Origin of the sequence: Micromonospora pisi (assembly GCF_003633685.1) — a bacterium.
In the GTDB taxonomy this organism is placed as follows: Bacteria; Actinomycetota; Actinomycetes; order Mycobacteriales; family Micromonosporaceae; genus Micromonospora_G; species Micromonospora_G pisi.
This window is the reverse complement of record NZ_RBKT01000001.1, coordinates 1,327,417-1,340,622: the sequence shown is the minus strand read 5'-3', so window position 1 is coordinate 1,340,622 and position 13,206 is coordinate 1,327,417. Positions and strand designations below refer to the sequence as shown.

The 13,206-nt window shown below is 71.5% G+C and carries 9 protein-coding genes; 5 read left to right on the top strand and 4 right to left on the bottom strand.

All coding sequences use genetic code 11. The features are described 5' to 3' along the window. The first annotated feature begins 143 nt into the window (after window positions 1-143). On the top strand, window positions 144-3,221 hold the full coding sequence (locus BDK92_RS40750) for a S8 family serine peptidase (RefSeq protein ID WP_121155038.1): 3,078 nt from the start codon (window positions 144-146) through the stop codon (window positions 3,219-3,221). 100 nt (window positions 3,222-3,321) lie between these two features. Here BDK92_RS40750 and BDK92_RS05010 read toward each other — a convergent pair whose 3' ends face one another. Beyond that, window positions 3,322-3,894, bottom strand: coding sequence for a snapalysin family zinc-dependent metalloprotease (locus BDK92_RS05010; protein WP_121155036.1), 573 nt, complete (start codon window positions 3,892-3,894; stop codon window positions 3,322-3,324). A 170-nt stretch (window positions 3,895-4,064) separates the two neighbouring features. Here BDK92_RS05010 and BDK92_RS05005 point away from each other — a divergent pair, with 170 nt between their 5' ends. Next, entirely contained in the window at window positions 4,065-4,793 is a 729-nt protein-coding gene (locus BDK92_RS05005; RefSeq protein ID WP_121155034.1) for an AMIN-like domain-containing (lipo)protein, read from the top strand. Between the two features lie 113 nt (window positions 4,794-4,906). Here the strand turns inward: BDK92_RS05005 and BDK92_RS05000 are convergent, their stop codons facing one another. The 3 genes from BDK92_RS05000 to BDK92_RS04990 all read right to left on the bottom strand — a co-directional run bounded on the left by BDK92_RS05000 (window position 4,907) and on the right by BDK92_RS04990 (window position 8,238). Then, window positions 4,907-5,185, bottom strand: a complete 279-nt coding sequence (locus BDK92_RS05000) for a hypothetical protein (protein ID WP_121155031.1) — start codon at window positions 5,183-5,185, stop codon at window positions 4,907-4,909. 46 nt (window positions 5,186-5,231) lie between these two features. Continuing rightward, complete coding sequence (locus BDK92_RS04995; RefSeq protein WP_121155029.1) at window positions 5,232-5,663, bottom strand: hypothetical protein; 432 nt, start codon at window positions 5,661-5,663, stop codon at window positions 5,232-5,234. Between the two features lie 658 nt (window positions 5,664-6,321). Next, window positions 6,322-8,238: an anthranilate synthase family protein gene (locus BDK92_RS04990; protein ID WP_121155026.1), complete on the bottom strand. Its 1,917-nt coding sequence runs from the start codon at window positions 8,236-8,238 to the stop codon at window positions 6,322-6,324. Between the two features lie 338 nt (window positions 8,239-8,576). On the opposite strand from BDK92_RS04990, the gene BDK92_RS04985 reads away from it, so the two are divergent. The 3 genes from BDK92_RS04985 to BDK92_RS04975 all read left to right on the top strand — a co-directional run bounded on the left by BDK92_RS04985 (window position 8,577) and on the right by BDK92_RS04975 (window position 13,143). Continuing rightward, window positions 8,577-9,947 carry an FGGY family carbohydrate kinase gene (locus tag BDK92_RS04985; protein WP_121161637.1) on the top strand — a complete coding sequence of 457 codons (1,371 nt, stop codon included), beginning with the start codon at window positions 8,577-8,579 and terminating at the stop codon, window positions 9,945-9,947. Between the two features lie 140 nt (window positions 9,948-10,087). After that, window positions 10,088-12,724 (top strand): sensor histidine kinase, encoded by a 2,637-nt coding sequence (locus tag BDK92_RS04980; RefSeq protein WP_121161635.1) that lies wholly within the window; start codon window positions 10,088-10,090, stop codon window positions 12,722-12,724. Further along, window positions 12,721-13,143 carry a roadblock/LC7 domain-containing protein gene (locus BDK92_RS04975; protein ID WP_121155024.1) on the top strand — a complete coding sequence of 141 codons (423 nt, stop codon included), beginning with the start codon at window positions 12,721-12,723 and terminating at the stop codon, window positions 13,141-13,143. The genes BDK92_RS04980 and BDK92_RS04975 overlap by 4 nt, the downstream gene beginning before the upstream one ends. Window positions 13,144-13,206: the final 63 nt, after the last annotated feature.

The following is a 13,206-nucleotide window of genomic DNA, read 5'->3' as shown; positions in this document are numbered from 1 at the left end:
GTGTCCTCATCGTGTTAAATCACCGTTTCCTTCCATGACTACCGCTTGGTAGCTCTTGCCCTTGGCTGGGAGCGTTTCCATGATGGGTGTCGATCTTGCTTTTTCGTCGCGTACGGGCGACATGAGCGAAAGAAGACACCCTTTTGGACACCTCCGAGGCCCGGCGACCACGATCGGTCCGGACCCTGCTCGCCGGCACGGTGCTGACCGCACTCGTGCTGGCGGCGCCGCTGCCCGCCCAGGCCCGACCCGACGCGGCGAACAACGCCGCCGCCGGTGCGAGCCGCTACCTCATCGAGTTGACCGGCGACCCGGTCGCCTCGTACGCCGGCGGTGTCGCCGGTATCGCGGCGACCAGACCGGCTCAGGGAACCCGGCTCGACCGGGCCAGTGACAGTGCCCGTGACTACCGCGAGCACCTACGTGACCAGCGTACGAAGGTGCTCGACTCGGCCGGCATCGCCCGCGCTCGGGCGAAGACCAGCTTCGACACCGTGTTCAACGGGTTCTCCGCGCTGCTCACCCCGGCCGAGGTCGCGAAGCTGCGTACCGACCCCGCGGTCCGGCAGATCTTCCCGGACCGGCTGCTGCGCACGCAGTCCAGCAACTCGGCCGACTTCCTGAAGCTCACCGGACCGAAGGGCGTCTGGCAGCAGCAGTTCGGCGACCCGACCCGGGCCGGCGAGGGCACGATCATCGGGGTGGTGGACACCGGATACTGGCCGGAGAACCCGTCGTTCGCGCCGCTGTCCGAACCCCGCGCCGACCAGGCCGTCGTCGACGCCAAGTGGCGCGGTACCTGCGACACCGGCGAGACCGGCCAGATCGCCTGCAACAACAAGGTGATCGGCGCCCGTTGGTACGACGAGGGCGGCTTCGCGGAGGCGAACCCGGCCGAGTTCCGGTCCCCGCGCGACGTGGTCGGCCACGGCACGCACACCGCGAGCACCGCCGCCGGCGCCAGCGGAGTGCCGGTACGGCTGGACGGCCAGGACGTCGGTCCGATCTCCGGTGTCGCCCCCGGTGCCCGTCTCGCCGTCTACAAGGCACTGTGGCAGACCACCTCGGGCGGCGGGACCGGGTCGACCATCGACATCGTGCACGCGATCGAGGACGCGGTCACCGACGGGGTCGACGTGATCAACTTCTCTGCGGGTTACCCGTACGACGACCTCGGAGCCACCGACGTCGCGTTCTACCACGCCGCCGCGGCGGGCGTCTTCGTCGCGGCCTCCTCCGGCAACTCCGGGCCGTCCGCGGGGACGGTCGACAACGCCTGGCCGTGGATGACCACGGTGGCCGCCAGCACCCAGGAGAACTCCCCCTCCCGGCTGGTGACGCTCGGCGACGGTCGTAGCTTCGTCGGCGGCAGCGTCGGCACCGTGGGCACACCGTCGACCCCGCTGGTCGACGCGGTGGATGCCGGCCTGCCGGAGAACAACGGTGGCGGCTGCGAGCCGGGCACCCTCGATCCGGCGAAGGTGACCGGGCGGATCGTGCTCTGTGCTTTCAGTGGCGGGGCCAGCCAGTACGACCGGGGCAAGGCGGTGCAGGAGGCCGGCGGCGTCGGCATGATCATCTACAACACCTTCCTGTACACCACCAACCCGGCGACCTACCCCGTCCCCACGGTCTACCTCGACCAGGCCGCCGGCTCGGCGGTCAAGGCGTACGTCACCGGAACGGCCGGCGCCACGGCGATGATCACCCCTGGCTACGACCGCAAACAGGCCGCCCCTCAGGTGGCCCACTTCTCCTCGAACGGCCCCTGGTCGACCGGTGGTGGCAATCTGATCAAGCCGGACATCGCCGCGCCCGGACAGGAGATCCTGGCCGCCGTCTCGCCGATCACCCAGCACGGCGAGAACTTCGCCTACTACTCCGGCACCTCGATGGCGGCACCGCATGTCGCCGGCCTGGCCGCGCTGATCATCAGCAAGCACCAGGACTGGTCGCCGATGGCGGTCAAGTCCGCGCTGATGACCACCGCACAGCAGCGGGACAACGCGGACCGGCCCCTGCAGGGCACGATCATCGAGGAGTTGCCCGATGGCGGCTCCACCACCTCGATCGGCGAGGTCGACCCGTTCTACTACGGCTCCGGCCACGTCAACCCGGCCAAGTCGCTCGACCCCGGCCTGGTCTTCGACTCCGACATGGCACAGTGGCGGCAGTTCGCCTGCGGGCTCGGCTTCACCATCCGGTACGACCCACTGGGCCCGCCGTCGGACGAGTACGACGAGTGCGACTACGTCCGGCCGATGAACGCCAGCGACCTGAACTACCCCTCGGTCGCGGTCGCCGACGTCTACGGCAACCGTACGGTCAGCCGGACGGTCACCAATGTCAGTGACAAGAGCAGCACCTACATCGCCACGGTGAAGGCGCCGGACGGATGGCGGGTGAAGGTCACGCCGAAGTCGTTCGAGATCGCACCCGGCCAGTCGGCCACCTACCAGGTCGAGTTCATCCGCAACGGGGCCGCGTACGGCGAACCGGCGTTCGGGGCACTGACCTGGAAGGACCAGTTCAGCCACCTCGTGCGTACGCCGCTGATGGCGCGCGCGTTGGCGCTGAAGACACCGGCGGAGGTCTACGCGACCACGACCAAGGGGTCGCAGGTACTCCCGGTCACCACGGGTTACCAGGGCATCCTGAAGACGGAGATCCTCGGCTTCAGTTCCGGCGTGGACCTGCCGTTCACCATCTCCGGCACCGCCGGTGACTACGACCCGTTCCAGTTCAACCCGCTGACCGACCCGGACACCCTGGCCGGGGTCGCGAAGATCGTCTACGACGTGCCGGCGGAGACCGAGCAGACCAGGGTGGCGATCCCGTCGGGCAGCGTCGCCAAGGACGAGCAGATCAACATACTCGTCTTCAACGGCGAGGGTGCGTTGCGCGGCATCTACAACAGTGATGACGCCTGGATCAACGATCCCGGTAGGAACTACGTCTACGTCGTCCGTCGGGCGGCCGCGCCGGGCGCCGAGCAGACCCCGCTCACCGCCGTCCTCAACGTCCACCCGGAGGGGCCGAACGCCCCGGTGGACGGCACGGTGACGGTCACGCCGGCCGAGCGTACGGTCCGGCCCGGGGTGGAGGTCTACCCGGTGGTGCGCTGGAGCGGGCTGGTCCCCGGCCGTCACTACGCCGGTGTGATCCGGTTCAGCGACGGCAACGGGATGAGCTACGCGATCCCGGTGCAGATCGAGCCGTAACAGCGGGACCCGGCAGACCGGGGGCCGGCATCACGCCGGCCCCCGGTCGCGGTTCCCGCCACGGGGAGGAGGGCAGGGACCGGGTGGGGGACTGGAGCGCTCAGCCCACCGGGGCGACGGAGAAGACCGGCCAGCTGTCGCGGAAGACCTGGCTGCCGGTGTCGGCGCTGGCCCGGGTGCCGGCGAAGAGGTTGCTCACCCGGTTCGCCTCGGCGGTGCTCGGGTAGGGGTTGGTGCAACTGGTGCCGGCGCTGCCGCCGGACATCAGCAGCGCGCAGTTGCCGTTGTAGTTGTCCGGCAGGCCGAGGATGTGGCCGATCTCGTGCGTCATGATCCGCAGCGGGCTGTACTGCGCGGCCTGCTGGGTGTCGATGTAGACCCGGCCGTTGCCGAGACTGGTGCGTACGGCGTACGAGCCGCCGCCGGTGATCTGGTAGATCCGCAGGTTCGAGCCGCAGTTGGAGAGGGTCAGGTTGACGGTGGCGTTGTTCCAGATCGTCGCGGCCTGATTGGCGATGCCGGCGAAGCTGCCGGCCTGGCTGGTGTCGTAGCAGACCGTGGCGGCGATCCTCGCGTCGGCGGAGGCTGCCGACGGGCTGGCGACCGTGGCACCGAACATGGTGCCCGCCGTCAGGAGTGCGACCAGGAGCCGGCTGACTCTTCGTGAGGTCATAGCTCACTCTCCAATACGTGCTAGGGGGTGCCAGGATCTTAGACATCTACATATGTCGATTTCAATATCCTCTTTTGTCCAGTGATCTGGTATGACTACGGATCTTGGGTGATCTGTACGTTCCCCGCCCCGCCGGTAAACCGGTCGGGGGCGGTACGCGTCACAGGTGCATGACCCGTCAACGCGTACCGATGATCTTCTCCGCCGTGGTGCTGCTCGCCGCCGCCTGCTCGACCGCCGGCCCCGCCGACCCGCCCGGCCAGCCCCCCGCCACCACGGCGGTCGGCGCGGGCACACCCGGGACCGGCCCGGCGACCACGCCGTCCGACCCGGCCGCCTCGCCCGACCCACCCGACCCGGCGAGCCCCGGCCCCGGCGTCACGGACTACCGGGTGACCTGGAACTGGGGCGTGCCGAGCGAGCCGGTGCGCATCGACAACAAGGTACGGCCGCCGGTCGTACCGCCGCCGGGCCCGCCGCTGCCGCTGCTGGTCGAGGTACGCGTCGGCGACCACCCGGACGAGGACTTCACCCGGATCACCTTCGCCTTCCGGAACGGGACACCGGGCTACCAGATCTCCTACGTGCCCCGGGTGACCATGGCCGGCAGCGGCGACCCGGTGAAGCTGCCCGGCAACGCCTTCGTCTACATCGAGTTCAACCCGGCCCAGGCCCACGACGAGCAGGGCAGATCCTCGATCGTCAGCGCACCCGACCCGGGACTGGGTTATCCCACCCTGCGCGGCTACGGGTCAGCCGGCGACTACGAGGGCCACGTTAGCTACGGCCTCGGCCTACAGGTGCCGCCGGGCAGCGACCACGCCCTGCCGATCCGGGCACTGCAACTCACCCGCCCGGACGGAACCAGGATCGTGGCGGTCGACGTACGGCGCCGCTGACCGGTGACCCCGCCGGCCGACGTACGGCGGTCACCGGGCGCGCCGCGCCGCGCCGGACCGACCTGGCCGGCTCCGCCCGCCGGAGCCGGTCAGGTGTCGAACCGGGGATCGGTTCAGTGATGGACCTCGTGCCGGACGATCGCGATGGCCACCCGACAGAACTCGTCCATGTCCGGGGTGAAGCCCTCCGCGATGTCCGGATGCAGGCCGGAGCGCGTCTCGTCGAGCAGCCGCCGGCAGACCTCCTCCACCGGCTCGCCCGCGTACCCGGCCCGGACCCGGTCCGTCGCCGCCCTCAGCGCCGAGCTGAGCTGCTGCTCCAGCGGCTCCCGCAGACTCTCCAGAGCGGGACTCAGCCCTCTCGGGTCCAGTGTCACGTGTGGCTCCGACATAGGTGCTCCCTTCGTCGGGTCCGCGGTACCCAGCCGCGGGCGCCGGTCAACCTGTCGCCGGCAACGCGGCGACTCGAACCAGGTACGACGTGCTGTCGGCCGGCTCCTCCCGGTACGACATCTGGCGGATCTGCCGGTCGTCGACGTACAACGCCACATCTATCAGCGGTCCCAGGTGGGTGAGCCCGATGTCAGTGACGCGACGCTTGTCCTGCAGCACCGCGCTGACCCCGCCGAGCAGGGTCGCCGCGTCGGTGCCATGGTGGCCGGGTGGGCAGCGCACGACCAGGTCCAGCTCGACCGGGTCGGTCAGCGGCGTCCAGCCGCTGCGCTGGGCCGCCACACAGGCCGCCTCGAGCAGCGCGCGTACCCGGGTGGCCTGGCGGTCCCCGGCCGAGAAGATCGAAAGTGCCTGGGTCCTGATCGGGGGCAGTCCGCTGACCGGGAAAGACAGCGTGCGGGCCCGAGTGTCCTGCACGACGGCACCTCCTCGTTGATGACGATCCTGCCGAACGGATCGCCGGTACGGGCGCGTTTCGCCGATCGGGCGCGGCGGGAAGGGAGGTGGCCCGGGGCGCGCGTCGGCGGCGGATGGACCTGGATCCGCCGAGCGGGTCGGCGTCGACGGCGTCCCACGGCGGAGGTGTATCGACCACCGTATCCGACCCACCAGCCGGGAAACCACTGTGGAGCAGGTGTTTTCCGCCGCGCCCCGAGGGGGCGGGCGCGAGGCCAGGCCAGTTGATCTCGGGTCGGCTGCCGGGCGCCAGCGGCGCACCTCGATGTTTCGGGTCCCGTGCAGCGGGTAGGCCCCGGTCGGCACGAAGCGGGCGAGGGGGGTTACGCGATGACGAGCCGGACCAGTGCCGCGATGCCCCGTCGCGCCGCCCGCTCGGCGAGCACCTCCGCCGACCCCAGCGGCCGGCCGACGGCCGGCGCCTGACACGGAAGACGAACCGGTGGTCCGAGCGAGGGCTCTCAACCCGCTCGGACCACCGGCGTGCCTGGTGCCTACCCAGGATCACGTGGACTATGCGCAACCCGACTCCCCCCGACGGCGCCGCCACACCGAGCGGTCGGCGGCGCCGCACCGTGGGCGAGCCGAACCAGCGGCGCCGGGCCAGGGCGCCGGGAAGTCAGCGCGTCGGCGCCGTCGGCGCGGGAAGCAGCCGGCTGAGCAGGTCACCCAGGGCGGCCAGCCCGTCCTGGCTCAGCACCGACTCGGGATGGAACTGCACCCCGGCGAAGGAACGGCCACGCATGGCGTGCACCGCACCGTCCGCCGCGTCCCGGGCCACCCGGACCGGCCCGTACGGGGTGACCAGCTCGTCGGCGTCGGCGTACGCGGTGAAGGTCGAATAGAACCCGACCCGACGCACCGTGCCGAAGAGGTCGACCTCGCGTTGCAGCCCCTGGTAGGAGGCCGCACGACGGCCCAGGCGCAACCCGAGCAGCCCGGAGAGGAGCTGGTGGCCCAGGCAGATGGCGAGCATCGGGCGCTCCCGCCCGAGCAGGCCGGTGAGGAGCAGCCGCAGCGTGGCCATCTTCGGGTCGTCGACCCGGCTCGGATCGCCCGGACCGGGACCGATCACGACCAGGTCGGCGTCGGCGTCGGCGAGATGTGGCAGGGCCGGGTCGTACCAGGGGCACAGTGCGACGGTGAGGCCCAGGGCCCGCAGCTGGTGGGTGAGCATGCCGGTGAAGGTGTCCTCCCCGTCGACGATCAGCACCCGCCGACCGGCGAGCGCCGGCACCAGCGCCGCACCCGGGGCACGCTGCTCCAGCCAGAACCGGGCGAGCCGGTCGTTACGGGCGGCCAGGGCGGCCCGTACCGCCGGGTCGTCCGCGAGCCGGTCCGTCACCCCGGCCACGCCCGCCGGGGCGGCCGGACGCAGGCCGAGCGCGGCGAGCACCCCGGCGGCCTTGGCGTGTGTCTCGGCGACCTCCCCCTCGGGAGTCGAGTGGCGGACCACGGTCGCCCCGACCCGCACCCGCAACGCACCCTCCGGGGAGATCTCCGCCGTCCGGATCAGGATCGGCGCGTCGAGAGTCTGCCGGCCCTGGTCGTCGACGCCGAGCAACGCCAGCACCCCGGCGTAGTAGCCCCGCCCCCGGCCCCGCTCCCGACGGGCGATCACCCGGCAGGCGTTCTCGATCGGGGAACCGGTGACCGTGGGGGCGAACATCGTCTCGCGCAGCACCTCGCGTACGTCCCGCGAGCCCCGGCCGGCGAGCAGGTACTCGGTGTGCACCAGGTGCGACATCTCCTTCAGGTACGGCCCGACCACCTGTCCGCCGTGCTCGGCGACCGTCGCCATCATCTTCAGTTCCTCGTCGAGCACCATGTAGAGCTCGTCGATCTCCTTCGGGTCGGCGAGGAAGCGCAGCAGCGCCGCCCGGTCCGCCGGTCCGTCCGGGTGCCGGAACGTGCCGCTGATCGGGTTCATCATCACCAGCCCGTCCTCGACGCTGACGTGCCGCTCCGGGCTCGCCCCGACCAGGATGCGGGTCCCGGTGTACGTCACGAAGGTCCAGTAGGCGCCCCGCTCGGCGGTCAGCAGCCGGCGCAGGGCCGCCAGCGCGGCGGTCAGCGGCGGGCCGACGACGGTCGAGCGGTAACTGCGGTGGACGACGAAGTTCGCCCCCTCACCCCGGCCGATCTCCTCCCGCACCACCTGCCGGGTGATCTCGGCGTACTCCTCGTCGGTCAGGTCGAAGGCGCCACCGTCGGTGCGTACCGCCACGTCGGGCAGGGCGGCCAGAGCCTGCGCCAGCGGCACCCGCTGCTGCGCCCCGATGGTCAGGCACTCCAGCGGCGTCCCGTCGTCGACGCAGGCGAAGCCCCGTTCCACGATCTGCCGGTACGGCACCAGGGCCAGGGTGCGGGGTCCCGCGGGGCCGGGAGGCAGCGGGATGTCGGCGAGCTGTTCGACCGTACGAAGCTCGCCGGTGAACACCTCGAGATCCGGGGCGTCGCCCCGACGGATGATCGCGAACGGGCCGGGGTCGGTGCCGGCGGCGATCGACGTGAGCAGGTACGTGAGCGGGTCCATGGTCGTTCCCTCGGCTCAGGCGTCCTCCGGCGGGACGGCCGGGGAGCGGGGGGAACGGCGGCCGCCGCGCTGGGCGGCCGCGTGGAAGAACTACGCGCGGAGGTCGGCCGCCAGGTTGGCGGGCCACCAGGATTGCGAGCGCGTGAACATGTCTCGGACGCTACGAGCCGTCCCCGACGGTGCCGGCGACCGGCCCGGCCGACGTCCACAAGGTGGACCGGAACCGGTGGGTCGATCGTCTCCGGTCGATCGGGACGGGAGGTCGGGGGGACCGGGCGGGCGCGACCGCCCGGCACCGTGGGCGTACCGGAAACCCCAGCCGGGTACGGTGGCCGGCGATGAACATTCTCGCGCTCGACCTGGGCACCTCGTCGGTACGGGGGCTGGTCCTCGACGCCGACGCCGTGCCGCTGCCCGGTGCTCTGGCCCGCCGGAAGATGGCCATCACGATCGGCGACGACGGTGCCGCCACCCTCGACGCGGCGGAGTATCTGGCCGCGCTCGAAGCCTGCCTGGACGAGCTGCACCGCGCGGGGCACCTCGACCAGATCGGCCTGGTCGCCACCGCCGCCCAGTGGCACTCGGTGCTCCCGCTCGATTCCGACGGCAGCCCGCTCGGGCCGGTGCTGACCTGGCTGGACAGTCGATCCACGCCGGCCACGGGGGCGACCGGCCCGCAGGACATGAACGCCTTCCACCACCGCACCGGCACCTGGTGGCACCGCTTCTACTGGAGCGTACGGCTGCCCTGGCTGCGCGAGCGGCTGGGCGGACGCCCGGCCCGTTTCGTCGGACTCGTCGAGTACGCCTTCGGCGCCCTGCTGGAGGAGGCGCCGATGTCGGTCTCCCAGGCGTCCGGCACCGGCCTGCTCGACCTGCGCACCCTGGGCTGGGATCCCGAGGCGTGCGAGCTTGCCGGTGCGACGCGCGAGGAGTTGCCGGAGCTGGCACCGGTGGACTGGACCGGCCGCCTCCGCGCCGACCTGGTCCACCGCTGGCCGTCGCTGGCCGGCGTCCCGTGGGCCGCACCGACCGGGGACGGAGCCGCCTCCAACGTCGGATCCGGCTGCGTCGACCCGTACCGGGCCGCGGTCACCGTCGGGACCTCGGCGGCCGTACGTCTGGTCCAGGCCGCCCCGGCCGGCGCGATCCTGCCGCCGCTGCCGAGCGGGCTGTGGCGGTACCGGGTGGACCACCGGCACATCGTCACCGGAACCGCCTACTCCGCCGGGGGCAATCTCTTCGCCTGGGCGAACAAGGTGCTGCGGCTACCGGCCGGACCGGAGTTGGAAGCGGCCCTGGCCGTGATCACACCCGGTAACACTCTGGTGGCGGACCCCCGGCTCGGTGGTGACCGGCCACCGGGGCTCGCCCCGGCCGGCTCCGGGCACGTCCACAACCTCGGCTTCGGCACCCGGGCGGTCGATATCTTCGCCGGCCTGATGGACGCCCTGTGCAGGCAGGTGGCGGCAGACCTGGCCGAAATCGAATCCACCGTGGACTACCCGGTCGAGGTGGTGCTCGGCGGCGGCGCGATAGCCGCCTCCGATTGGTGGCGAGACGCTTTTGTGGCCGCACTGAAACCACGGAGGGTGAGCCACGTACGGAATCCGGAAATTGGGGCCACCGGAGCCGCATTGATCGCCATCGGTCGGTTCCACGATGGGGTCACGCTCGAACGCATCAGCCGGACGGATGAGGGTCACTAGGCGAGTCCGGCACCCGCGAATGGGTAACAGTATCCTTCCTTTGCCGCGCCGCAGTTCGGATGGTTGACAGGGATCTCTTGCCTGGTTGAGATGAACCCCGCTCCTCGACGTGCCCGGCATCGAGGAAAGTAGGAGGCGTGGTGGCTGCTGCTCTTGACCCCTCGGGCAGCGGGGTGCCCAACCATCGGCGCCGCCGGCTCGACGTACGTGTCGTGCCGCATCGGCGGCGATCACCACTGCGGCTGCGGGACTGGCGACTGCGGGTCAAACTCGGTGCCGTCCTGATCATCCCGTCGGTGGCGTTCCTGGTGGTCGCGACCGTGCAGACCGGGACTTTGCTCGGCCAGGCCAACGTCCTCGGCGAGTTCTCGCAGGAGGTGACGATCGGGCGGCAGATCACCGCCCTGGTCCACGAGTTGCAGGCGGAACGCGACCGCACGGCCGGAGAACTCGCCGCAGTGGCCCGCTCGGGCGGCGTGGCCGATCCGGGACAGATCCAGGCCGCCCTGAGGTCGACGTACAACGCCGCCAACGTGGCCACGACCCAACTGCAGGAGGCGGCGCAGCCGCTCGCCGACGTGGACGCCTCCTGGCGGGTCTCCTACTCCCGGGTCCAGGACGCCCTGCGCCAGTTGCCCGACGTCCGGGCGGCGGTGCCGGGCGGCGTGCTCAGTGTCAACACCGTGCTGGGCAGCTACAACCGAGCGATCGACGCCCTGCTCACCCTCCTCGCCGAGCCGTCGCCCGGCGACGACCAGCCCGAGCTGACCAACCGGGTGCTGCGGTACGTGCAGATCGCCCGGGTCAAGGAGATCAGCTCCCGGATCCGGGGCACCCTCTACAGTGCCGCCCGCGCGGGCCGGTACGACCTCGACGACGGGGTCGAGCTGACCGACCTGCGGGCGCAGCAGCTCACCGCGCTCGGTGACTTCCGGGTCGCCGCGACCACCCCGCAGATCCAGCTCTATCAGCAGGCCGCCGCCGACCCCGCCTTCCAGAACGCGATCAAGATGGAGGAGGAGACCATCGCCGTCGGTGCCAGCACCCCCCAGGTGCTGTCGGCGGACGAATGGTGGCGGGTCAGCCAGCATCGGCAGGATCTGCTGCGCCAGGTCGAGGCCGCCGTGCTGGGCGACGCCGCACAGGCGGCCGAGGAGCGCAGCTCGGACCAGTTGCGCGAGACCCTGCTGGTCGCCGGTGGGGTGCTGGGCGTACTCGTGATCGGGCTGGCCACGTCGATCATCATCGGCCGGTCGCTGAACAGCTCGCTGCGCCTGCTCCGGGCACAGGCCCTCCAGGTAGCCCAGATCGATCTTCCCGAGGCGCTGGAGCGGCTCCGTACGGTCGAGTCGGGGGTGCCGCAGATCGAGGTGCCACCGGCCATGGTCCGCTCGATGGACGAGATCGGTGAGGTGGCCGAGGCGTTCGTCGCGGTGCACCGCAGTGCGGTCACCGTCGCGGTCGAACAGGCGGTGATGCGGCGCAACGTCAACGCCATGTTCGTCAACCTGGCCCGACGCAGCCAACTGCTGGTCGAGCGGCAGCTCGAACTCCTGGACGACCTGGAGCGGGAGGAGAGCGACCCCGACCAGCTCGACAACCTGTTCAAACTGGACCACCTCGCGGCGCGAATGCGGCGTAACGACGACAGCCTCCTGGTGCTGGCCGGCACCGAGTCGACCCGGCGTTGGAACCGGCCGGTGCCGCTCTCCGCGGTGATGCTCGCGGCGGTCGCCGAGGTGGAGCAGTACCAGCGGGTACGGCACGAGAGCGCCGACCAGCTCTACATCGTCGGGCACGCGGTGGCCGACCTGGTGCATCTCCTCGCCGAGCTGCTGGAGAACGCCGCGACCTTCTCCCCACCGGAGACCGTGGTACGGATCTCGGGCCGTGCGGAGGCGCCGGGGGCGGGGCTCATCGAGATCGTCGACGACGGCCTCGGCATGAGTCAGAACGCCATCGACGAAGCGAACGCGCTGCTCGCCGAACCGCCCGCGGCCGACGTGGCCGCCTCCGAGCGGATGGGTCTCTTCGTCGTCAGCCACCTGGCCGCGCGGCAGCACGTCCAGGTACGGCTGCGGGCCCTGGACCACGGGGTGCTCGCCTCGATCCTGCTGCCACCGGCGCTGCTGGCGGCACCTCCGTCGCAGGCGGAGTTGGAGCAGACCGCCCCGAACCGGCGGGTGCTCGCCGGGCTGCCGGCCGGTGCGCCCGGTGAACCCCGCGCCGGGTCCGGGATGCCCAACGGCCTGCCCGGCCTGGACGAACAGCCGATCGCTGGGCGTCCGCCGGGTCGTAACACCACTCGCCGGCCGTCCCGGAACGTGCCGACCCGGGCCGAGGACGTGCTCGCCCCGGCCGCCGGTGGTTCCGTGGCCGGCAGCACGTGGTGGTCACGGCAGGGCAAGGGCAGCGCCGGTGCCCCGGCGGCGGCCGGTGCCGTCGCGGCCCCGGGTGGCGGTGCCGCCGCGCCCGCGGCTGGTGCCACCGCACCGCCGGCCCCCGCCGGCCCGCCGACCCGGGTGGCGGGGACGGCACCGGTCACCGTCAGGGTGAACGCGAACGGCCTGCCGGTCCGGGTGCCGATGGCCCAGCTGCCATCGGCCAACGAACCGGCACCGCAGGCCGTACCCGTACAGCGGCAGGAGCCTGATCCGGAGGCGGTGGGTGGCATGCTGTCGAAGTTCTACGGGGGCGTGCGGCGGGCCGAGGCCGAGGAGACCACCGAGATAACCATGGCGCCGGCTGGCGCTGGCAAGGAAGAGGAGCAACAGTGACGACGCTCAGTCAAGCGGCACGAGACCTCAACTGGCTGGTGAGTGGTTTTGCCGAGCGGGTGCCCGGGGTGGCGCACGCGATCGTGGTCTCAGCGGACGGCTTGCTGGTCGCGGTCTCGGACCACCTGCCCCGCGACAATGCCGACAAGCTGGCCGCCGTCACCTCGGGGCTGATGAGCATCACCGCCGGCGCGGCCCAGATGTTCGACGGCGACATCGTCAAGCAGACCGTGGTCGAGATGGGGCGCGGCTACTTCCTGGTGATGCAGGTGCGGGACGGCTCCATCCTGGCCACCCTCGCCGCCACGGACGCCGACATCGGCGTGGTCGGCTACGAGATGGCGCGGCTGGCGAAGCAGGCTGGTGAGATGCTGACGCCGGCCCTGCGGGCGGAGTTGCAGCAGGCGTTGCCCCGCTGACGGGGCGGGAGGGGCGCACGCCCCGGCCGGGCCGGCGGTGAGCGGTGCACCGCCGGTCGGGTG